Below are 22,335 nucleotides of genomic sequence, written 5' to 3'. Positions count from 1 at the left end.
TGACTTCTTGTTTATAAAATTTTAAGAGAAAAAGAAGAAAAAAGAAAATGAAAAACTTAACTGACAATATCAGCTGCTGTTAGCGTCACTGTTGTTGTGTATTCATTGTTTGTTTCGTCGGATTCAGTGATCAAATTCCACTCATCTACTTCTAAAGTAACTTCCAAATCCCACGAAGTACCACCATTAATTGCGTTTATAACATCTGTATCTAAATCAAATAGCAGCTTCATAGTCATACTACTTCCAGGATCTAAAGAAGTACTTGAGAGACTTGAATAATCCGGACCTCCCCAACCTACTTCAGAAATACCATCTATAGTGAGATACGTTTGTTGTCCGGAAACCCATACAACTGTTTTTCCGTTATCATATGGGTCTCCTCTTCCTTGATTCTTGATAGTAAAATTAACTCGGGTTTCGTTAAGTGTAGTACCATTTATATAAATAGAGTTTATACTTGTAATAATGAGATCCGGATATTTTGCGAACGCTCCGAAAGAAGGTTTGGAGACTTTGCTTATCTTTACCGCTTGTCCAGAAAGATCAGCTGATGCCTCACTGTTCATCAATAATACTGCAACTGCCACAATTGCTACAATCCCCACTACACCAAGAAGATACGCACTAGTCTTATCCATGGCTCTTTTTTTAGGAATACTTATATATAAATCTTTCATTATCATTTCATGACCTACTACGATACGATCGCGTCTGGCTATTCTGAACTGCATCGAGAAGAACAACTCAAGAAAATTGCGCTGATTAAGAAACATATCCCTTTTCACGAGAAATGGAAGATTCTTGACGTGGGTTGCGGTCCTTATTTCGCAGACTTTCCTGGAACAGTTGTTGGCATTGATCCTTCTTTTCAATTATTGAAACTCGCAAAGCAAAAAATTCTTGCTGCTCTTGGAAAAGGAGAAATGCTGCCGTTTCGAACAAACGCTTTCATGGTTGTTGTGTCTATCACCGCACTGCAGAACTTCGATGACATTGAACAAGGATTATTGGAAATGAAACGAGTCGCGAAAGAATTTATTGTTATTAGCGCTCTGAAAAAAAGTCCAAAGATTGGATTGATTGAAGAATTGATGGGAAAAATATTTCCTTCATTCAAAGCAATTGAAGAAGAGAAAGATATTATTTTCTTTTGTCGGAAGTATTGATTCGTGTTATTTTGTAATTATGATTCTCTTTAATATGTTTACACCTTAATAATACCCCATTCCAACGCAAAAGCGCGTTGGAATGGGTCCCCCTGACAGTAAAGGAGTATGGCGATTCAAAGCTACACTGGGCTACGACAAGCTTCAAAACACGCACCAGCAAAAGCAAAATGCCCGGGGGACCCATTGCACTTGAGTGCAATGGGGTTTTATGGAGTTTGTAAAAATAGATGAATACACAAAATCCCCACAAAACAACGGAAAAGATAAATGATATCCTTCCTTCAACAAAACATATAAACAAGAACTGCGCAAAAAATACCTTATGGCAAAGGAAGAAGTCAAACCTGAAATCTTTGATGAAATCAAAAAGAAAGTCAAAGAAGAAGCACATAAAGAATACACTACTTTTGTCGGGTTTATGGGTGTTGTGATCAGAACTTTTAATCCGCTTTCTTACAAAAAATTATGCATGGCTTCTACTGGTCAAGGACTTCGCTACTACGTTCACATCCTTGCGCTTTCTTTTCTGCTTTTCATTCTCTTTACGATTCCTTACCTATTTAGTTTTTATGACGAACTCCGTGAAGAAACAAATCATCTGAATAATTTCACGCTCGCACCGCAAATGGAAATCAATCAAGTTATCGCGTTTGAAGATTTTGGGATTGTTGTCGCAAATGAAAAACCCTATGATGGTGAATCTTTACTCCTCACTCAACAAAGTGTTTACTGGAAAAATAATTTATGCCTCACGAGCAGAATAGCTTGTTTGTTTGACAATGATCCTCATCAGCTTGACTTTTCACAAGCGCAAATACTTGTTGAAGACAGAGACAAGTTTACTAACATTGCATTTACTTTTATTCTCTTGATGCTTCCAGGGATATTTATCTTATTATTCCTCTTCCTCCTTGCCAAATATTTCATTGTTGTTTTACTCTTTTTTCTTTTTGGATTTATTTATACTACCGCGATCAGATATGAAGTGCATGGCCGACAACTCTTTTTAGTTGCTGTTTTTTCAATGACGCCCACCATCCTTTCTGAGACCATCTTTGGTTTTTATTATGAAACATATTATGTTCCGTACGCCGCGTCATTGTTGCTCTTTATGGTTTCAACGTATATGGTTTCAGAAAAGCCATTCCATCACTTTAAACATCCGCATTGAGGGTTTTGGTTATGCTTACTTTTATTACACCACGTGAAACTGTCCTTATTACTTCTCGTGGAACTCTTATACAATTTGGCAAAGAGTTCTTGAAAGATAATGTTGCACCCACTGATTGGCACATGCCTATTTCTCCATCTCATTTTGCGATAAGCGTTTCTAAGAACTCTTTTACCGCGCAGTTGATCGTACAAAGCGGCGTGTTTGTCGTCAATTTTGTTGGCGTTGGATTTGCTGATACTGTTCGATTGCTTGGAAAAGCAAGCGGACACACTATTGATAAATTTGCTATTTATTCTATCGCGAAAGAAGAAGCGGATGGCGTTGATTGCTGTCGGCTGAAAGACGCTGTCGCGTATATCAGTTGTCATGTTGTTGAACAGCATGCTTTTGAGGAGTATGTTCTTTTTATTGGGAACGTTGTCGCTTCACGAGAATTAATTTCTAGCGCAAAACGATTATTTCACGTGGGTGGTGGAGAGTTTACGACGACGAAGGATTAAGAAATATTTCTTGTTCTGTTAATCACATGAATGTTTAGAAGCAAAGAAACACTATTGAGAGTAACATAAACAATATTATAAAAAAGATTAAATAAAGAACTTGTATGAAGAGTTATAAGTATCATAAGAACGGTCATTAGAATCAGAAGAAAGTCTAAAAGTGTAATGAAAAAAATAATTTTATCTTTCATATCAAACCAAAGACTCGCAATGCGACAGCAACAATCGCTATAACCGCAATAACACTCAGTGTCAACGCCAAATAATATTCCCAATCCTTTAAGCCATATGTCTTGATTATGCTTTCCATAAATACCACCTCATATTACTCGTTAATACTTCTATTAATAGTTTACTCTACTTTTACTTCTTCACTGCGTCATTCAATTCTTTCATAAACCGCTCAATTGTCTTTGGGACATGCTCTTGCTGTGTTTTTAGAATTTTCGCGAGTTCCGCAAGCACATCTCCTTCAAAGATTGTTGTGGATGTTAATTGCGCTTCTGCCGCTGTTATTTCCTGTTTCTTTTTTACTGCTTTCTTCCATTTTTCAAAGAGTTCAATTGTTTTTCCAGGCAACTGATTTTCTGGCGCGTTCATGAGTTTCTTGACCGCATCCAAAACTCCTTCATTCTGTGATTCTGTTTTCTTCGCCGCTTTTCCTGCAGTAAACGTAATTCTTACCACTCCATCCTGAATTTTTGACGATTTTATGATCTTAATTTCTTCTGCTTCTTTTGTGGAATGCAAATGTGTTCCTCCACAACATTCCACATCTATTTCTGGAATTTGAACCATGCGCAATTCCGCGCCTGGCACTGCTCCTCCTTGATAGATTTCCATGCCATACTTTTTCTCCGCATCGTCTCTCGACATAAATTCTGTTTTTACAATAATATCTTTTTTGACAATCTCATTCGCCACCCGCTCAATCTCTTTCAATTGTTCTTCTGTGAGACTTTCGTAATGGGTGAGATCAATATGCGCTTTGTCTATGTCTTTTTTCGCTCCTGCCTGCTGCGCATGTGCACCAAGCACTTTTTTTGCCGCCGCATTCACGATGTGCGTCGCGGTGTGATGCTGGCTGAGCTGCTGCCTGCGTTCTTTCTCCACTTCTTGCTTGACTTCTTCGCCTACAGAAAATCCTTCAATAGAATCAACAACATGCACAATATGCGCTCCTTGTTTGAAGATGGTTATTATGCGCGCTTTTTTTCCTGTTTCTGTGGTGAGCATTCCTGTATCATACAGCTGTCCTCCACTTGTTGGATAAAAGACTGTTTGATCGAAGACAATGTTGTTACCGATCACCGCAAGAATTTTTCCTTTTGCTTTTGTGACCGCATAATCCTGGAAATACAACGCTCTTGTTGGAGGAATTCCAACTAGTTGCAGTTTTTCTTCTTGTGTTGTTTGGTGCTCCTGCTTTCTTTTTTCGTGTAATTGCGAAACTTGCGCATAGAAATTATCAGGGATTGTAATTTGTTTCTGGAGCCCTATTCCTACTTCTTTGACAATTTCTGGAGCAATACCTTGTGTGTCGTAGAGGAGGAGGAGTTTTTGTTCATTAATCTCTTCATTTTTTTCAATGAGCCTTATTACTATTTGTTTTGCTTTATCTCTGTTTGCCTGATACTTGAGCTTTTCAACTTCCAAGATTTTATTGACATGGTCGAGATTTTCAGTGAGTTCTGGATACAATGGCTTGAGATACGCCGCGTGTTTTTCCGCAACATCCGCGAGATCAATATCCCACTTGTATTTGTCGATAAATCCTAACGCTCTGCGTAAGATGAGTCGTAAGTTATACCCACCACCGACATTGCTCGGAAGAACGCCATCATGAATCGCGACAAGCAATGATCGTGTATGTTCTCCCACACTGTACATTGCCGCGAGCGGAAGAATATTTTCTTTTAACTCAAACATATTCATGTCGAGCTTTGTCGCGATATTTCTCCACACAACATTAAGATCTTCCGCTTCATCCGCGTTGAGGTAGGAAGAATAAGGAAGGAATTTTTGAATTAATGATTCATTTACTTTTATTCCTGTTTTTTGTTTTAAGAATTGACACACTGTAGGGAACGTTGTTTCGTAGCTTGTGGATGTTCCTTTTGTAAACCACGCGTTTCGTTCATGGCCCATGCCCATGTCGAGGACTTTGATCTTGAGTTCTTTTGGACCGCTTGGGGTTTGCTCGTACATCATATATACTTGATTTCCGAGCTCTAATCCTCTGCTGAAAAATTCCATGCAGGGTCCAAAATTACCGCCACCCGCCCACGCATCTTCATGAAACGTGATCTCATTATTTGGAAGTCCTAATCCTTTTTTTAACCAACCGTGAATATCTTGGAAATATTGTTTTTGATCCCAACGTTCTGGCGGCATAAACGCGTGCTGACCAATCATAATGAAGCCGCTGTAATGCGCGCCTGTTATTCCAACGTTATCAATATCATTGAATCTGAGACAGAATTGCGGGACCACTAATGGATTCGCTGGTGGCGCAACTTCTCCGCTCACGACGTAGGGCTGAAAATTGTATATTGACGCTTGGACGAAATCCGTGTCGTCTCGCCATCGCGCCGCGACAGGATAGCGCTTGATAGGTGTGTATCCTAAATCTTGGAATTGGCTGGAGAATTTTTTCCAGACTTGGATGTAATCGAGATTTTCTGACGCTGGAGATTTGCCGAAGAATTGAAATCCACCACTGCAGCTTGGATCGCCGCAAACTGTTTTGCCTGTTGTTGTCCAGAAAAAGATACTGCATTTTTCGCATTGCTTTCTTTCAAAGCCTTCTCCTTTCAGAACATCCACCGCATAATATTTTTCTGGATTTTTGGAGGTTTTGCTTTTGAACTCCTTTTTTATTTCTTTGTCAGTTGGCATGGTTCTCAAGAGAATGAATTGCTATATAAAGGTAACGGGAGATGCTTTGAAAAATATTTTTGAGAAAATTTTGAGAGAATAGTGAAATGAAAAAAGAAAAAAGTGCAAACTTATTTCAAATCTCGCTTATTATAACCTTCAGATCGAGATTTGTAATACCGAAAACCAAACTTTGGTTTTCGTTACTTGCACATTTGTTTACAAACGCATTTCAAGCCAAATAAGACAAACGCTACTGTCCACCAGCTGAATGTCGCGCCGAACCATCCAAATATAGTCATTGGAAAAAGGTCGCTCAATAAATATAATATACCTACTCCTAATACTGCCCAGCTAAACCAGCACGGACACTTTCCTTCTGTTGGGCACGTTCCGCCCATCGCTTTCATTGCTTTCTTTGCCATAATAAACACCCCTCCTTGAAATCTTTGATCTCAGGTATTTTCTTTTTCTGCTACTTGCCTTATTTAAAGTTTTATAACCACTCGGGAATGAAAGAGAGTATTTGATTGTTGTTTTGTTTGTTTTCGTACGATGTTTAGAAAAATAATCAGTATTTTAAAAAATAAATAATAAAGACATGGGGATTCAAAAGGACAATAAGGCGATTCATGTAGTAGTAAGGCGAATTATTGTTTAATAGTAAAGAAGAATACACGCACCAGTAAAGCAAAAATGTCAGGGGGACCCATTACACTAAAGTGTAATGGGGTATTTATGATGAATGATGAAGTTATGAAGAATACAGATGAGAAACACTCAAAAGAAAAATAAAACACCCAACTATAAATTACATCACGACAAAATCTTCTTTTTTCATCATTTTTTCCAGTTTTGCCATCTGCCTGACCACATCTGGAATTGTTTCCACTTTTGGCTCGAAAGAATCCAAGTCTTTTACTGAAACCCATCGTGCTTCTGAATACTCGTCATTCAGAGTAATTTCTCCACTTTTATAGACCGCATAATAATGCGGCAAAATCATTTTTCTTCCACCAACGCTTGTATAAAATAAATTATGCGTAAAAAGAGGATACACGTCGATTTTGAAATCATTTCCAAGCTCTTCCTCTTTCTCTCTTTTCAGCCCTTCAAGAATTGACGCGTCTTTTGTTTCCATCTTTCCAGCAAAAAAAGAAAAGACGCCATCATAATCCGCTTCTCCTTTCCTTTTTCCAAGAAGAATTTTGGTTTTATCCTTTGAAAAGATAACCAACTTCTGACAATACTGAAAAGAATACTGCGGCATCAGATAACGAAGAATAAACCACTATAAATAACTTTCTCCAGTATACGAAAAACCATACTGCTCCGAAAGATTTATATACTGGTTTGGCAATGAGTGATTCTATGGTTATTTTATTTGATCAATTTAACATGCCTGAAGATATTTTTGAAATCATCTTCGCGACCAAACAACAAGTTGTCGTTGGCAAGCTTCTCATCCAACGCATGAAAGAAAATGATGGCATTCTCACAAAAACCACTATGTCTCTTTTCGCGACGCACCTTCACGAAGGCGAAATTCTCGCTGAAATTGATGATCCATTATATCGCGGAAAACAGGTGAAACTGAGTTATAACAAACGACAGTTTTACGACAGAATTTTAACGCCGATGAAAAGCATGGGACTTATTGATTACGATTTATACAAAAAACATTACAAAATTTCTGATAAATTTAACAAAGCAATGATCAAAATTGGCATTTTGTGGATGCAGGAATTACGGCGACCCGCACAGCACTTAAATTTAAAGAAAAAAGATATTGATGAATTGTCCGCTTCGAAAGAGTAGACTATTTATACTTTTTTGCGCTTATTTTTTGCTTTCTTACTTCTCTTTATTTTTGCTGCTTTCTTATTCTTCTTTCTCTTGCCTTTTTTCTTTTTTGGCTGTTTTATTTCTGAAAGAATTGTCTGTGTTCCAATAGGTTGTTCTTTTCCAACATTATTTTCTTTTTTTACTTCTATTTGTGTTATTTCTTTCTTTTGCTCTTCTGGTTTTTTATGTGTACCTACTTCTTGCCGCATGAGCTTTTCAAAATAATGTGTTGGAATTGTTGTAGGAAAATGTTTCTTGTTCTTCTTATCAAAGAGTACCCATCCTACAAGCGTAAGAACACTTATGACAATAAACGCGACAAGAATCCATATCCAATACGCAAAAGAGATTTCTTCTTCACTTGGACCTTTCACAAACGCGACTTCTCCTCGATCAATCTGCTCTTTGACAAAAGAAACAATCTCTTCTGTGGGATTCAAATATGTTAACGTGAAAATGCCTTCATATTTTCCTGCCTCAGAGTTATAATTTATTTGTGTTAATGTTACTTGTAAGTCCGCAATGCCATCGTTATCACTATCCACATCAATGGTTTGTCCTACTTCCATTGTTACTTCTTGCTCTGCTTGATAAATCGCACCACCTGTGATTGCGTTTCCTGCACTATCACTTGTGATAACAATTGTCGCTGTTGTATCAGTCACTGCAATTACAGACATGCCTGCCGCCCCTGTCTGTGGAGCTAATGTTACAGAATCTCCTGCACTTAATTCTATCGCAATAGTGACTGCATTTTCCGCAGGAGCTGTTGTTTCTGTTGCTGCTTCTGCCGCTGCTTGTGCTTCTGCTTCTACAGTAGTCTGTTCAGTAGCAGCTTCGGCTGATTCTGTCGCTGCTTCTGCTGTTGGTCCTGCTCCACCACCGCCTCCACCCGAAGGAATACTGTTGAGAGAACCGCTTTCTGTTTCTGTGCCCGATCCACTCTCTGATCCACCCTCTGAAGAAGTGCTTGTATCTGTTGTCGAAAGGTCCGCGCCAGGACTTCCTGAAATTGTTCCATCAGAATACGCGCTTGAAACCGCAGATCCTCCTGCAGAAACTCTTCCTCCACTTACTGCGCTATCTGAAGAACTTCCACTCGCAGCAGCCGCTCCTGTTGTCCCGCTATAACTCGTAACTGTTCCAGAACTATCGCTGCCTTGAATTGCGAAAACAAAAGATGAGAAAAATAAAATAGTTAGAAAAAAGAGAAAACCTTTTAATACTATTTTTTCCTTCATGGTTAGTCCCATTTTTATCTAAACTATGCTTGTGAACCTACAGTTGTTCCTTCTCCATCACAATTAATTGGTGGAAGAGACGCAGTGAGAAGACCACCAGTCGTATTCGTCCAGAAATAATGTGGACCACCATTCTCATCGTATAATGTAAGATACGCACATTTGTTTGATCCCCCATCATAAATATCAACATGATTTTGTGTCGTTGAATCTGCATTGCCAATAGTGAACGCAGGTCCTTGCTGCGCAATGCTTCCTGTGACATTCAACGCATCGTCTGTATCAGGGTTTGTAATGGTAATTGTTCCATTTGTTCTAACTGCACCATTACTTGCGCTGATATTAAACCCATTGTTCACTGTAAATATAGGATCTGGAGCAGGACCCGAGATAAAGACCTTATCTTTAAAGATAGAGGCACCGCTAACGTTGAACGCATCGTCTGAATCAAGATTTGTAATGGTAATTGTCCCATTTGTTTTGAGATTTCCTGTTGTCCCACTCACGTTGAATCCTGAGTTAATTCTCAACGCTGGCTCTGTGAGACTATTGATGATCACATTCCCTCTTCCTGCAACTGGTCCAATGTTTGCATCAGTTGTGACGACACCTTGGTCGCTGATAGTAAAACTTGCAAAGGTGAATGCTGACCCTGGTTCTGAACCCATCTTTAACCCACCTGAAACGTTCAACGCGTCATCTACGTCTGCATTAATTATAGTTACTGTCCCATTTGTTCGTACTGCGCTTGTTGCTGGAGTCACGTTAAAGAAATTGGCAACGGTCGCAAAGCCGCTGACATCCAAACCTAGCGCTGTTGCTGCCGCACGGCTAATGAATCCACCATCTGTCTTAACTTGCAATGTTGAAAATGTAGCTCCTGTCACGTTCAACGCGTCATCTACGTCTGCATTAATTATAGTTACTGTCCCATTTGTTCGTACTGCGCTTGTTGCTGGAGTCACGTTGAAGAAATTGGCAACGGTCGCAAAGCCGCTGACATCCAAACCTAATGCTGTTGCTGCCGCTATACTAATAATTGGTCCATCTGTTTTAAATTGAGTGTCTGAGAAAACTGCACCAGAGACGTTCAACGCATCATCAACATCAGCATTCAAAATCATCACTGTCCCATTTGTTCTAACTACACTCGTTGACCCAGTTACATTAAAGAAATCATTCACGTTCAAACTATTTGTTGTTTTAATCGGCGTCGTCACTGTAATATTTCCTACTGGACTCTGAAAAACCTGTCGTTCAGTTCCATTAAAATCCAATTCTCTCTCATTAATGTAGATTTCCATGAAATATGTATTTGAAAAATTGAGATTTAATGGCTGCGACCCATTTCCAAGTAAAATATCATATCTACTATTATTTAACGCACCCCAAAAATCTGATGTAGAGTTATAAAGCAAAGAACCTCCTGTTGCTGCACCCCAAATCTCAATAGTAATATTTCCTTGCCCAGTCCCACTTCCTATTCCTCTACCAGAACCTGCCGCGCTTCCCTGCAACGCAAGATAATCCTGCGCGGAAACTGCTGTAAGAATTGAAATAAAAATCAAAAAAGAAATAATACTGTTGAGTATTTTTTTGTTCAACGAAAAATGCATTACCACACTATCCCCTCTTTTTTTTGCGATTCTGTGATATGCATTCTTTTTTAAGTGTAATCCTATATAAAGGTTACTTTTTAAACAGCTTTTAAAGAACTATACTTGCTTTAGAATACTTCTTACTTCTTCAAAATGTTTGTTTTTCGCGAAAAGAAGATAGGTTTCCGGAACATCAACGTCAAGCATAGGCGATAAATCTTCATTCACAATGATCTGGCACTTTATTCTCCACCCCGTCAGCATTGTTATAATTATTGCGATAAAAGAAGGACGCAAGAAAAAGGTGTAGAATTTTTCCAATCTTGTTCCTTTTGTTTTGTGGCTACAATAAAACAAAATCCCATAAACTAGCGCAAAAAAACTTCCCATGATTATCGCGGGATGATATTTTCTTTTATGAAGATACCGAAAACATGCCCACGCAATCTTTCTCCAATTCTTCCTGTCTTTCCTTCCATCTTCTTTCAACAGTTTTCTATGATCAAAAACCGTCTGGCTGAACGCAAGCTCATTGGTTGTTATTCGTGTAAAATCAATATAATGAAGATTGCTAATTCGGACATGCGCATGGTATATCGGAAACAGACCGTACTTTATCTTGTCTTTCTTTACGTACAAAGAAAGCTCGCTGAAAAGAGTATCTATTTTTCTCCCATCAGTAAACCCCATGACATAATCCACTTTTGGATCAACCGCTTTTATGAATTTGTCAATATCTTTTGCCTGAAGAAACGGCGCGTCTGAGGGAAGCAAGATTCCTTTTGGCGTCCACTCTTGAAAACAATACAGCAAACTTTGCATTAAAGATTCCTGATTTTCAATAAGGTGAATTCTGGATCGCTCTTTGCCATTATATTTTCCAAGAAGCTTGTTCATTCGCTTGGAATCCGCAATAATAAAAATCTTATCCACGCGCTTTGCACGCAATGCCGCGTCAATGACATACGAAACAATTGGTTTTTTTTCTAACTCAAGATATTGTTTGTATTCTTGCTGTTTCCCAATTATAAAGGGTTCACAATTCTTTGTTCCCGCAAGAATAACCGCGTTTACTTTTTCTTTCATTGTATCAATCTCTCTATCTGCACAAGCGCGCCATTGTTTATTGCTTCTAATCTGAATTTTTTTATTCCTTCTAGCACATCACTACTACTGAACGTGCCATTGATCGGAATATCGGAATAATACACCTGCTGTGTTTCCGCGCCACCAATATCCATCGTGAAAATAATCTGATCATGCGTTTCTTCAGGAATTTCCATATCAGTAACTCCTTCAGGAAAATTTACTTCAATGACTATTACTGTTCCGTTTGTTCCATGATACACTGTTTTCGCTGTGCTCAACATGTAATTTCCAATTTTATTGACTTGACTTGTGGTCACTGTGTAGGATGATTCCTGCACAAATCTGCCAAATAACGCAAGCGACGGAATGAGCAGCAGCATCGCAAAACCAACAACAAACAAAAATTCTATCGCTGCTTGCGCTTTTCTATGCTTTTGTGCATTGATCATAATATTCCTGTTTTTCAAAAGAAGACGCGTCTTTCGCGAGCGGCTCATCGCAGTTTACCGCTTGCGCGCCAACTGTTGCCGCAGTGAGCGTGTTCCCATCGCTTCCTGTCGTTGTTTCTACAAGATACAACGCACCGCCTAATACAAGAAGAAGTACCATGACAACAATTGTGGTATGCTGAAGCTGTTTTCGCATGGAATTATTTTACACAAAGAACTATATATAATTTACGATAGTACGCGTTCAAATACTGTTATCGCAGTTAGAAAAATAAAGGCAAAAGGAGAGCCTTTTGCCGAGTTAAATAATAACCCCGGTGCAACCCTGTTCCGAAGAACAGTCCCAGCAAACCAAGAAATTACTATTTGAACAGAAAAATAAGATTGCCGCTTAGATTATATAAACATTCCTTGTAGAAAAAAGGGGGTTCCTATATAGTTGGAGGGGTTTTTATATAAAAATTAGCGCATTCTCTTCTTTGTTAAATTATATGAGAAAACATTAATATTCGGAACTTCGCAGATTTGTTTTTGTCAGTTTTCTCATAATAAGTGAATGACTTTTTCTATTAAAACGGAAAATAGTTCAATTTATACTCTTCTGTAATTTCTAAGATTTCATATCCTCTCAATTCGTTCGTAAAAAATCTCTTAATTTCTCTGAATACATTGTCTACCTGCTCTGTATCCTGCACTTCTAACTCTAACTCCAGATCATGGTCTCCTATAATGGAAATAAAATATTGAAGAGATTGATTTTTTTTGGCAATTTCTTTAAGTATATTATATTTTTGTTCGCTGAAATTTTGAAATTTGAAAGAAACAAGATATTGTTTTATATTTAAATTTTTTAAAGTAAGTTTTGTTCCAAAACCCAGAAGAAATTGTTGACCAATGAGTTTCTTCATCCGATATATGACTTTATCTGCGCTTATCCGCAGCTCACGAGCTATTTCAACAGAAGGCATTCTTGCATTTGTGGAAATTACCTGAAGTAATCTCTTATCATCGTCATCCAAAATAATTGCTTCTTCTTTCATACCATATTTGTGTTCTTTGGAAACCTGATTTAATAAATACCCCCTGGAATAAATTCCTGCTTTTTCTACAACACACACATTTCTCTGCAGAATATTACTTCCAAATTTTTCCGTTACTTGTTTGTACACGGTACTAAATTCATGAATATCCTTCGCTAAAATCGAAATAACATAATCATAATTCCCTCTTGTAGAAACAAACCAGATGACATTCTTATTTTCTTTCACTCCTTTGATAAACATTTTTTCTGTTTCTTCGTTCATCTGCGCTGCGCGAAGGAAAATTTTGTAATGAAAATATCCTAATTTTGCATTGTTTGTGATAACATAAAAATGTTCTATTATTTTATTTCCCATTAATCTGTTGATTCTGTACGCAGTACTTGGTTCTGATAATCCAATCTTTTTTGCAATTTCTTTATTCGTCTGCCTGCTATTCTGACTTAATTCAAAGAGTAGTTTTTTGTCTTTTTTATCTAAAATGACCATATTTCTTATTAAATTGGAATAAACTTATAAATTTTACGGAATTATTAGTATTTTATTTAGATATTCTTATTAATCTCTACTCTTCACTTATTTTACTTTTTAGTAGTAAAACACAAGAGGTAAATCAAATGAGTAAAAGAACATTAGATGAAAAGGTAACTAATCAACCCGTATATGATGGATTTTTGAGACAAATTCCTGGTGCTTATTATCCAGCAGGAATTTGTGAAGATGGTCTTCTGCGTAGGTCTCCTTCACAAGCACCTCAAAGATATGATGGACTTGGAAGACAAAACCCTAGATATGAACAGGAAGTACGAGAATGGAATGATGAATGAAAATGGAATAATGAAGGAGACAATGGACGGAATAATGGATTGCATCTGGGAAAAGGATTGTATGAGGGATGGGATAAGGGATGAGGACGGAGATAATGATTAGTTTGGTATTTTCAAAAGAAGAATAAGAGGGTAAAAATGAAAAAAAAGGTGACACTCGCTTTTCCACCACCATCTGAACGATATGATCGTCCATGGTCTATTGAAAACATAAATCATCCCTTATCGTCTGGCTTAGCAATTCTTGCACAGAATATTAGAAATCATTGTGAAGGGATTGATGTAGAGTGTATTGGAGCTCAAAAAGTGCATGGAGAAACTGCAGAGGATTTTGAATTTCGATATAAAACAAAAGAGGATATGCAAGCTTCGTGTGGTGGTTCAGATATTGTTGGTCTCAGCACTATTCTCATTAATTTGGAAAACAGCCTAAGAATTGCAGAACAACTTAAAAGAGAGAATCCTCATCAAATAATAGTTCTTGGTGGACCTAGCGCCTCTTATAGTTCTACCGCAAGATTACTTTTACAACAAAACTCCCCTATTGATTACGTGGTTGCAGGCGATGGAGAACACGCGCTTGTTGACATTGTCCGTGGAGAGAATCCAGCTGATATTCCAAACCTTTTTTACAGAGACCGTGATGGTAAAGTTGTCAAATCAAAAAAAAGCAGTGTCTCGGATCTTGTTGATAGACCAATCTGGGATTTTACTTCCGCACCAGATTATACACAAGTGATGAAAGCATTTGATTCAAGGACCCGATTATATCGCGAGTTACGAGAAAAAGAGGGTAATTTCCTTGGTATGGTTGCTGTGCAGTTTTCAACAGGGTGTGAAAAAGCGGAACAAAGTGGACCGTGTTCCTATTGCGTCAGTGCTCGCAATCCGAACGTTGTGACGAGAAATGCTCATACGTTTTGGAAACAAGTTCTTCAGCTTTATGACAAACATGGAATTACTGAATATTTTATTGCTGACAATGTTCTTGCTACACCACAAAAACTTGAGTTGTTACTTCGCGCGAAAGAAGATTTTTCCATTCCTTCAGAAATAGAATTTCGAGTCTACGGGTATGTCCCCTTCTTTTATCAATCAGAAAGCAAAAGCATGATGACTCAATTAAAGGATCTTGGAGTCAAGAATCTTTTTGTCGGTGTTGAAAATTTTGATGGGAGGGTCAATGCGCTTTCTAATAAACCTAGTTTTGCATATCAACAAGTATATGATATTGTCAAAGGAGCAACAGAGATAGGAATAGATATGTTTTTACCAGTTATGGCAGGGTTACCAGGAGATTCTGAAGAATCGCATAGATATAATTTAGAATGTATGGAGCGCCTTCTTCGAGAATTTGGAAGCAGAACATATGGGCATGGAAAGTTGGTACGAGTTGATTTTTCTCTGGCAATGCCATTACGTGATACTTTTTGGTATCAGAGGTTAGTGAGAATTCCGGAAGTCCGTAGATTTTATCTTCAAGAAACAGGGAAAGATTTACCTGAACATATTGATATAGATAGTGATGTTTTACGAGATGCGAGTTTAAGATACTATCATCCAAAGGGATTGACGAATAAAGATTTGAAATTGCATCAACAGAGATTTGTTGAAATGTGTTGTCACTACTTAAGACCTGAGCAGATAGGAGGATTTGAACCAAGCATATAAGGAATTTTGAACCGACAAGAAAAGAATCTTATTTACCATCACAGAACAAGAAAGCATAAATACATCAGTTTGCTGGAAAATGCAATGCGTCTTCCTCAGAACATGAAATTTATGCGTTCTCACAAAAAAGGAATCTATTTCACTCTCGAAGCAATCTTTTCCCTCATGGTGATCAGCATTGGCTTTGGAATCATTCTGTATCTCTTTGTTGTCCTGTCTAAACCACCTGTGGGGATTGTGCAAACAGAACTTTATGACACCGCGGATCTGTTCATGGTGGAGATTCAAGATATTAGTCAAGGAAACTGCAGCATCAACAGCACCGCAATTGAAGAAGGATACATTACTGACACTTCCAATACACTCTTTCAACAATTAGGAGAATATTATTTTCGCTCCACAACAGAAGACTGTACATACTGCACAGAAATGCTTAGCACCTGCATCGCGGATTATGTTTCTTACAGAAACCTTGATGATGTGAACATCGATGTTCGCATTGAAGGAACATCTTTTTACACAAACAACGCAACATTTAACCAGGAGAACGCGACTGTCTTATTTCCGTACAAAACCATTCTCTTTGGCACTGTCAATAATACACAAATGTGGGGACCATACGTCGGGGAGATTCGGATATGGCAATAATTTTGAAAGATAGATTTTGGAAAAAAGGATTCATGTTTACGTTTGTCAGCATTTTTCTCATCTCTATTTTCGCGTTTGTTCTGTACGCAGCATCGAGCCACGTCATGATGGACAAACAAAACGCAGCAGCTGAACGCACTGAAGCAGTTGTCGTGAATATGTTTACGAAATCATTGAGCGATGATGTTTTGACTACTATTGTGAAAGTCGCTGGCGCAAACAGTTTGCGGGCAATGGTTTCTTATGTGAATGCGACTGAAACCGCAATTGATGATCCTGAAGCATTTTACCGTGAGGTTATGATGAACGGCACTGTTTCTGGAACGTATGACGTTACTTCTCTTTCTGATGATTTCGCGATGACACTGACTGCGTGGAATGATACGGAGTTTATTACAATCGCAGAGACTTCTTCTAGCCCATCATCAGAATCCTTTGGCGATACTCTTGCTGTTGTACAACGGGTGTCGCTTCCTTCTTCGTATGAAGAATTGGAATCACTTCATTCCATGACTGTTACTCTCGAGAATACTTCTTCCGCAACATCCAACGTTTTGTATGCTGTGGTGTACAACGAAACTGGTTCACTTGTTGCATTGGATATTCAATATTTTGGAAGCGATGGTTCATACACTTTTACCTTTGGCGGGGAACTGCCTCTTACTCAAGAGACCTATTATGACGTGGTGATCGCTGCGCCGTTTACAGAGAGTGACAGTGATTATAGTATTACGAGTGGTGCCTCTGATTTTAGTTGCGCATCAGGTGATTTTGACTGTGGTACTGAATCATGGGAATGGGATATTACAGAAACAACCGGGACAGAGAACATTCCCATTGATTTTTACCTTGATTCTCCCATTGTTGGAGAAGGATTTTTCTTAGGATTACTGAATTCCTTCGAAGCGCTTGCAGAAGAACAGCTCGCGATTGACGTGGATATTAATGTGACTTCCATTGTTATTGATGAAACTGGACCATGGGAGATTGATGTGAATACCACGTTTGCGATTTCTACAACAAAGACTACTGTTTCATTCTCTGGAATTACTGGAGAAGGATTTACGACGATTCCGATTGTGGGGTTGTATGATCCGTACAGTATTTTACGCACTGATTTGCTCTCTGATGATGGAAGATATTTTCCAATTGTTGTACAAAATGTCAGTGATGATTTTAGTGAAGACGATATGTATCAGCACATCGTTGAGCATACCTTTGTCTTCAATGAAGATGCACCAAGTTTCCTAGAACGATTTAAAGGAGAAGATGCTGATGGAAGTAGTTGTTGTGGGATACAAGCAGTATATCAATCAAGCCATATTTCTGGTGATGTTGCTGAAGATGATACGGGCTATAGCTTTGTTGACTACATGTTTCAAGAATCAACACAATGTAACGCAGATGGTGTGACTGATCCATTGTATTATCCGTCTTCTTCTGGTTCTTTAAGCAGTGCTATCTCAACGATGAAACCGTGGTTTGATTATGCATCAATAGAATTTTATCATATGGATGAAATGAGCGGCGTTACTGTAAGTCAAGCGACATGTCCAACGACGTAGGGCTGGTTTACTTATTTGATTTATTTCTATTTTTAAAATGATTATATCTTTTCATAATAATCCCATCACTACGTGATGGGTCCCCCTGACAATTTAGCTTTTACTGGTGCGTGTATTTGCTCTGTTGCTAGGCAAACAATCGCCTTGTTGCTGTGTGAATCGCCTGACAGTCCTTGAGAATCCCTATTCTTTTATTATTTATTTTTCAAAACGTATTAAGAGATGAAGAATATGACACAACATGAATAATTCTACTTCTTCCTTTTCTTCTGAAATTCTAATTCATCTATCCCCAACATCCTCTTGTGAAAATGGATTGTCTTTTTCCCAATATCTCTTGTTGTTTCGAAACCTTTTTTTGTTGTTTCAATGCCACGCTTCAATCCTTCTTTATGCAAATCCACTGTCGCAGTATAGGTTTCCTGCAATTTTTTTTTGACATAAAGGTCCGCGATTTGCAACGCTTCTTTTCCCACAAAAAAACCCGCGACAAAAAGCATAATCCAACTGATAATATACCAAACCAAATTCCACCAATCAATATAGTATGGCAAATGAAGAAAGAACATGAACTTTGTATAAAGACCCATGACCAAACTGATGATCACTGTAATAATCGCAAGAATGAGCTTTGTTTTAATAGAAAGATTGAGTTCCATAATGGGTTATTAGGAAGAACTCCTATTTATCCTTTCTTGTTGTAAATAACTCGTGTCGGATACGCGAATTCCAAGCCTTCTTTCTCAAAGGTTTCTTTGATCTTCAGGTTGATCGCGCTCTTTATTTCAAAGATTCTCGGAATGTCTGTTACCCAATAGACGATGACAAAGTTTAAGGAGAAATCAGCAAACTCATCAAAAAAAACATCACATTTATCCTCAACGCCTTCCTGATCCACGACTATCTTCTTAACAATCTCCATTGCTTTTTTTAACTTTTTGAGATCTGTCTCATACACTAATCCCACGGTCAACTTGACTCTTCTTGATTTTTCTCTTGTCACGTTCTCAATAATCTCTTTCGCGATTGTCGCGTTTGGCACCACTAACTCTGAACCATCTAACGTGGTGATTTTTGTAGAACGCATGCCAATTTCCTTGACAAACCCATCGTTTCCAGAGACTTTAATTCTATCGCCAAGCGCAAAAGGTTTGTCAGTGAGAATAGTAACGCCACCAAAGACGTTGCTTAGTGTTTCCTGCGCCGCGAGCGCGACCGCAAGACCACCAATACCAAGACCTGCGACCAGTGACGCGACATTGTAGCCGAACTTGTCGAGCACAATTATTGCCGCAATGAAGATGAGAATTATTTTACTCATTCTTCGCAAGATAGGAATTAACGCATCATCTAAATCAGTTTGTGTTTTCTGACTGAATGGAATAAGATAATATTTGATTACACCATCGATTAATCTGGTGAAGAACCACGTGAGATTAAAGATGAACATCACGAGCACAATGTTAAAGAATGTATGCTCTATTGCTTCTGTCAGCGTGAGTGATTTATACGCGATATAAAATCCAATTATAAAAATGAGGAAGACTACTGGATGTTCGCAGACTTCAATCAACATGTCATCCGCAACTGTCTGTGTTTTCTTTGTTAATACTTTAACGAAATTTTTTATCAGATAGTACGCAATTTTTCCAATGAGAATTGCACCTGTGATAATACTAAAGAAAATAATGTATTGAAGTAATGTGTTGTTGAAAAAAGTCAGTTGTAAGATTGTTGGAATTGCCATGGTTGTTTGGGTTCAAGGGTTGTTTTTATAGTTTATTGTTCTGCTTTATGCGGAAAGAGTTGTCTGTTTGCTCGTTCTTGCCATGAGGAGTAAGGAACATAAAGTCCACTTAATACTGTTGGTTCAATTCCTACAATTGCGGCGATTTCGGGATATTGAGGATTTTCCCCTGTTGCAATTGCTGCCAATGATTTTCGGACAGTATCGCTAGTCACACCTTCAGGAAAACCAGAAAGGCATGCACCACTAAGGTTCGCCAACGCAACTGTTCTTTCATATTCAAGCACTTTTATACCTTGTTTTGAAACTACTGCAATTTTAGGTGTTCCACCAACACCTTGATTGACTGTTGCTTGGTTATATGCATTAAGAGCAAAAAAAATCAAATCTTGAAGAGGAAGTTGTGTAGTATCAACACCTTGTAATTTTGTAGAAAGGTACATATGCGCGCCATCTGCTCCGGAACCTATTTCACTATGATCTTGAAAATTTTGCATTGCAGACGCTTCATTAATTGAAAAAAGCCTTACTTTATCTGCTTGCTGATCATACGCAACAACCGTAAAAATAGTATCTGCCACTTGTTTATTACGAGCATAGTTTTCCATTGCCTTATGCTGCTCCTCATAGATGAATCGTCGTTTTTGCTCCTCATCTGCGATCACTTCTGCTTTTTTTTGAATTTCTCCTTTAACATACTCAAGATAAGAACAATCCGCATTTCTTACTCTCTGTTGATGATCCCTGACTACTACCTCAATAAATTGATCCAGAGAACCACCTTTGAAACTCGAGAGAGACTTAAGAACACCGAGAACAAGATTCCCATAACCTGCACCAAACAAAACTCCGGCATAATTATTACAGCTAAATGTATCAAGCTTATTTGCGGAATCGCTTTGTCTTCCTGCTGCGGAAACTCTGCTATCAGCAATAACAATCGCTTCTTTTCCATTCGTCAACGAAATTCCCACTGTCATACACCAGAGAAACGCACCCTGTTTTTTAAAGGTTATGCATTTTTACCACTTTAAAAGGATAAACTGACAGGAACCCAAAACTATATTAACTAAAAAAACAGTATGAAGCATATGCTCAGAGAAAGATTCTTAAAAGTTTACGCAAACCTTCCCTTGAATATAAGAAAGGAGATTATTGCGGTGTTAGATAAAACAGGTCCGATTAGCTGGGATGTCGCGTATTTAGAAATACAAAATAAAACAAAGATTGGAGACATGATATTAAAGAAACTTGAAAAACTGAGGATTATCTAAGATGATAGATGAAGATATAAAAAAACTGATTATTGCACGGCTAGAAGTCTTGCCTTCTGACAAAAAGATTTCTATTGGCTCTATAGGTGAATTTACAAAAGAACAACTCATTGAGAGCGTTAAAAGAGAAGACGCAATTGGAAGAAAGATGATCCAGATTGAGCTCGAATTCTTACAAGCATTAAAAGAAGGGATCGTCACAACATGAATAAGAAAATGCTTATCACCCGTCCGGAGCATGATGACACTACACATTATTTATCCCATTGGAGTAAAAAAGCAATTGCTCTAGCACAAGAAAAAGGAATTACTGTCTTTGATCTTTCACGAGAGAAAGCAAACAGAGATAAAACAGAAGGAATCTTGAAAAAACAAGAACCTGGACTGGTTATTTTTAATGGGCATGGCAGAGAAGATGCTGTTGGAGGTCATAAAGATGAACCGCTCGTTATTGCAAAACAAAATGACGCACTCTTAAGAGAAAAGATAACCTACGCAATTTCTTGCCGTTCCGCAAAAGTATTAGGCTCTGAAAGCATTAAACAAGGAGCAAAAGCATATCTTGGTTATGAAGAGGATTTTATTTTTTTCTATGAACCCAAAAGAATAACCGAACCACTTACAGACAAAACCGCAGAACTCTTTTTAGAACCATCTCACGAAGCGATGCTTTCTCTTATAAAAGGCAATACAGTAGAAGAAGCAGAGAGAAGAACAAAAAATATGTTTAAGGAAAATATACAGCGGCTTCTCTCCAGTGAAGCGACAAAAGAAGAAACAAGCATGGCACGATATCTTTGGTGGAATATGAAACATCTCATCGCGCATGGAGATAAGACCGCTACTTTCTAGTTGATTCACCACTCCCAAAGGATAAACTATTTAAGACAGCTGCTATTTTTCTCCTTTATGGAGATAAGAATACCACTAGAAAATCCCGTTGACGCGCTGCGCCGCCTCCAGCGAGAGCGAGCAATCCTTGCCCAAACACGCTGGGCTCCAGTCCATAACTATGCCCATTATGATGATGTTGCTGATAAATTTAATGACTGGGCATCAGACTATTTTGGGAATACATATGACGTACAACTCGCAAAAGCGCCAGAAGTGCATTTACTTTTTTCTGAGATGGTGCTTCCTCTTCTCCGACCTGCATCAGAAATTCTTGACGTGGGGTGCGGAACGGGTTTAGTAGGAGCACCATTTGTTGCATCTGGGCACACTGTTGATGGCATTGATATTTCTCGAGAAATGCTGAAAAAAACAAAAGAACGAGGATATAGAGATACGTGGAAACAAAATATTGTCCATGGAATAGACCTCAAAGACAGAAAATATGACGCGCTCATTTCTGTCGGGGTTTTTGGGGAATATGTGCCACCTGTTCTTGCGCTGCAACGCGCATTGCCTTATCTTAGACAGCGAGCAGTCGTTGCTTTTACAACAGAGAAGACAACCACAAATCTTGATGACGTGCTTGATGTGCTTCGACAGTATAGATTTATTGATCATACTCCTGTTGAACGAGCAGTGTATAATGAAAAAAAGGCAAATTTAATTCCGCAAGATTATTATTACATTACTGCAGTGAGGATGTAGTTCTTTCAAAACCAAAAAC

The 22,335-nt window shown here is 38.2% G+C and carries 25 protein-coding genes; 12 read left to right on the top strand and 13 right to left on the bottom strand.

Annotated elements, in window-relative coordinates; all coding sequences use genetic code 11:
- Positions 1-56 precede the first annotated feature (56 nt).
- Positions 57-641 (bottom strand): hypothetical protein, encoded by a 585-nt coding sequence (locus HZC31_01165; protein MBI5001974.1) that lies wholly within the window; start codon positions 639-641, stop codon positions 57-59.
- Positions 642-689: 48 nt separating this feature from the next.
- Between HZC31_01165 and HZC31_01160 the strand changes: the two genes are divergently transcribed.
- The 3 genes from HZC31_01160 to HZC31_01150 all read left to right on the top strand — a co-directional run bounded on the left by HZC31_01160 (position 690) and on the right by HZC31_01150 (position 2,846).
- Positions 690-1,169: a class I SAM-dependent methyltransferase gene (locus HZC31_01160; protein ID MBI5001973.1), complete on the top strand. Its 480-nt coding sequence runs from the start codon at positions 690-692 to the stop codon at positions 1,167-1,169.
- A 325-nt stretch (positions 1,170-1,494) separates the two neighbouring features.
- Positions 1,495-2,343: a DUF1189 family protein gene (locus HZC31_01155; protein MBI5001972.1), complete on the top strand. Its 849-nt coding sequence runs from the start codon at positions 1,495-1,497 to the stop codon at positions 2,341-2,343.
- 11 nt (positions 2,344-2,354) lie between these two features.
- The gene (locus HZC31_01150; protein MBI5001971.1) at positions 2,355-2,846 is read left to right on the top strand and encodes a flavin reductase; all 492 of its coding nucleotides are present in this window, start codon (positions 2,355-2,357) and stop codon (positions 2,844-2,846) included.
- Positions 2,847-3,209: 363 nt separating this feature from the next.
- Here the strand turns inward: HZC31_01150 and HZC31_01145 are convergent, their stop codons facing one another.
- From HZC31_01145 to HZC31_01135, 3 genes are all read right to left on the bottom strand, one after another.
- Positions 3,210-5,744: an alanine--tRNA ligase gene (locus HZC31_01145; protein MBI5001970.1), complete on the bottom strand. Its 2,535-nt coding sequence runs from the start codon at positions 5,742-5,744 to the stop codon at positions 3,210-3,212.
- A 182-nt stretch (positions 5,745-5,926) separates the two neighbouring features.
- A complete protein-coding gene (locus HZC31_01140) occupies positions 5,927-6,148 on the bottom strand; it encodes a hypothetical protein (protein ID MBI5001969.1) in 222 nt (73 codons plus the stop codon).
- 386 nt (positions 6,149-6,534) lie between these two features.
- Positions 6,535-6,993: an NUDIX hydrolase gene (locus HZC31_01135; GenBank protein MBI5001968.1), complete on the bottom strand. Its 459-nt coding sequence runs from the start codon at positions 6,991-6,993 to the stop codon at positions 6,535-6,537.
- Between the two features lie 101 nt (positions 6,994-7,094).
- Between HZC31_01135 and HZC31_01130 the strand changes: the two genes are divergently transcribed.
- A complete protein-coding gene (locus tag HZC31_01130) occupies positions 7,095-7,541 on the top strand; it encodes a hypothetical protein (protein MBI5001967.1) in 447 nt (148 codons plus the stop codon).
- 5 nt (positions 7,542-7,546) lie between these two features.
- Here the strand turns inward: HZC31_01130 and HZC31_01125 are convergent, their stop codons facing one another.
- The 6 genes from HZC31_01125 to HZC31_01100 form a co-directional block, all read right to left on the bottom strand.
- Complete coding sequence (locus HZC31_01125) at positions 7,547-8,809, bottom strand: hypothetical protein (protein MBI5001966.1); 1,263 nt, start codon at positions 8,807-8,809, stop codon at positions 7,547-7,549.
- 23 nt (positions 8,810-8,832) lie between these two features.
- On the bottom strand, positions 8,833-10,431 hold the full coding sequence (locus tag HZC31_01120; GenBank protein ID MBI5001965.1) for a hypothetical protein: 1,599 nt from the start codon (positions 10,429-10,431) through the stop codon (positions 8,833-8,835).
- A gap of 93 nt (positions 10,432-10,524) precedes the next feature.
- On the bottom strand, positions 10,525-11,493 hold the full coding sequence (locus tag HZC31_01115; GenBank protein ID MBI5001964.1) for an NTP transferase domain-containing protein: 969 nt from the start codon (positions 11,491-11,493) through the stop codon (positions 10,525-10,527).
- Positions 11,490-11,945, bottom strand: a complete 456-nt coding sequence (locus HZC31_01110; protein MBI5001963.1) for a hypothetical protein — start codon at positions 11,943-11,945, stop codon at positions 11,490-11,492. Before HZC31_01110 ends, HZC31_01115 begins: the two co-directional genes overlap by 4 nt.
- Positions 11,923-12,141, bottom strand: coding sequence for a hypothetical protein (locus tag HZC31_01105; protein MBI5001962.1), 219 nt, complete (start codon positions 12,139-12,141; stop codon positions 11,923-11,925). The genes HZC31_01110 and HZC31_01105 overlap by 23 nt, the downstream gene beginning before the upstream one ends.
- 373 nt (positions 12,142-12,514) lie before the next feature.
- Entirely contained in the window at positions 12,515-13,474 is a 960-nt protein-coding gene (locus tag HZC31_01100; GenBank protein ID MBI5001961.1) for an Lrp/AsnC family transcriptional regulator, read from the bottom strand.
- A gap of 128 nt (positions 13,475-13,602) precedes the next feature.
- Between HZC31_01100 and HZC31_01095 the strand changes: the two genes are divergently transcribed.
- From HZC31_01095 to HZC31_01080, 4 genes are all read left to right on the top strand, one after another.
- Positions 13,603-13,812 (top strand): hypothetical protein, encoded by a 210-nt coding sequence (locus tag HZC31_01095; GenBank protein MBI5001960.1) that lies wholly within the window; start codon positions 13,603-13,605, stop codon positions 13,810-13,812.
- 138 nt (positions 13,813-13,950) lie between these two features.
- Positions 13,951-15,483 (top strand): cobalamin B12-binding domain-containing protein, encoded by a 1,533-nt coding sequence (locus HZC31_01090; GenBank protein ID MBI5001959.1) that lies wholly within the window; start codon positions 13,951-13,953, stop codon positions 15,481-15,483.
- An 84-nt stretch (positions 15,484-15,567) separates the two neighbouring features.
- Positions 15,568-16,131 carry a hypothetical protein gene (locus HZC31_01085; GenBank protein MBI5001958.1) on the top strand — a complete coding sequence of 188 codons (564 nt, stop codon included), beginning with the start codon at positions 15,568-15,570 and terminating at the stop codon, positions 16,129-16,131.
- The gene (locus HZC31_01080; protein ID MBI5001957.1) at positions 16,122-17,696 is read left to right on the top strand and encodes a hypothetical protein; all 1,575 of its coding nucleotides are present in this window, start codon (positions 16,122-16,124) and stop codon (positions 17,694-17,696) included. Before HZC31_01085 ends, HZC31_01080 begins: the two co-directional genes overlap by 10 nt.
- 251 nt (positions 17,697-17,947) lie before the next feature.
- Here HZC31_01080 and HZC31_01075 read toward each other — a convergent pair whose 3' ends face one another.
- Genes HZC31_01075 through HZC31_01065 form a run of 3 tightly spaced genes read right to left on the bottom strand, consistent with a single transcriptional unit; the run spans position 17,948 to position 20,423 of the window.
- Entirely contained in the window at positions 17,948-18,355 is a 408-nt protein-coding gene (locus tag HZC31_01075; protein ID MBI5001956.1) for a hypothetical protein, read from the bottom strand.
- A gap of 26 nt (positions 18,356-18,381) precedes the next feature.
- Positions 18,382-19,443, bottom strand: a complete 1,062-nt coding sequence (locus HZC31_01070; GenBank protein ID MBI5001955.1) for a mechanosensitive ion channel family protein — start codon at positions 19,441-19,443, stop codon at positions 18,382-18,384.
- A 32-nt stretch (positions 19,444-19,475) separates the two neighbouring features.
- On the bottom strand, positions 19,476-20,423 hold the full coding sequence (locus HZC31_01065; GenBank protein ID MBI5001954.1) for a hypothetical protein: 948 nt from the start codon (positions 20,421-20,423) through the stop codon (positions 19,476-19,478).
- A gap of 111 nt (positions 20,424-20,534) precedes the next feature.
- Here HZC31_01065 and HZC31_01060 point away from each other — a divergent pair, with 111 nt between their 5' ends.
- The 4 genes from HZC31_01060 to HZC31_01045 are packed head-to-tail and all read left to right on the top strand — an operon-like array spanning position 20,535 to position 22,316.
- Positions 20,535-20,717, top strand: coding sequence for a hypothetical protein (locus tag HZC31_01060; GenBank protein ID MBI5001953.1), 183 nt, complete (start codon positions 20,535-20,537; stop codon positions 20,715-20,717).
- A 1-nt stretch (position 20,718) separates the two neighbouring features.
- A complete protein-coding gene (locus HZC31_01055; GenBank protein ID MBI5001952.1) occupies positions 20,719-20,925 on the top strand; it encodes a hypothetical protein in 207 nt (68 codons plus the stop codon).
- A complete protein-coding gene (locus tag HZC31_01050; protein MBI5001951.1) occupies positions 20,922-21,569 on the top strand; it encodes a hypothetical protein in 648 nt (215 codons plus the stop codon). The genes HZC31_01055 and HZC31_01050 overlap by 4 nt, the downstream gene beginning before the upstream one ends.
- A gap of 57 nt (positions 21,570-21,626) precedes the next feature.
- A complete protein-coding gene (locus tag HZC31_01045; GenBank protein ID MBI5001950.1) occupies positions 21,627-22,316 on the top strand; it encodes a class I SAM-dependent methyltransferase in 690 nt (229 codons plus the stop codon).
- The last annotated feature ends 19 nt before the right edge of the window (positions 22,317-22,335 follow it).

Source organism: Candidatus Woesearchaeota archaeon, from assembly GCA_016214075.1.
Taxonomy (GTDB): domain Archaea; phylum Nanobdellota; class Nanobdellia; order Woesearchaeales; family DSVV01; genus JACRPI01.
This window is presented reverse-complemented; position numbering and strand designations above follow the sequence as displayed.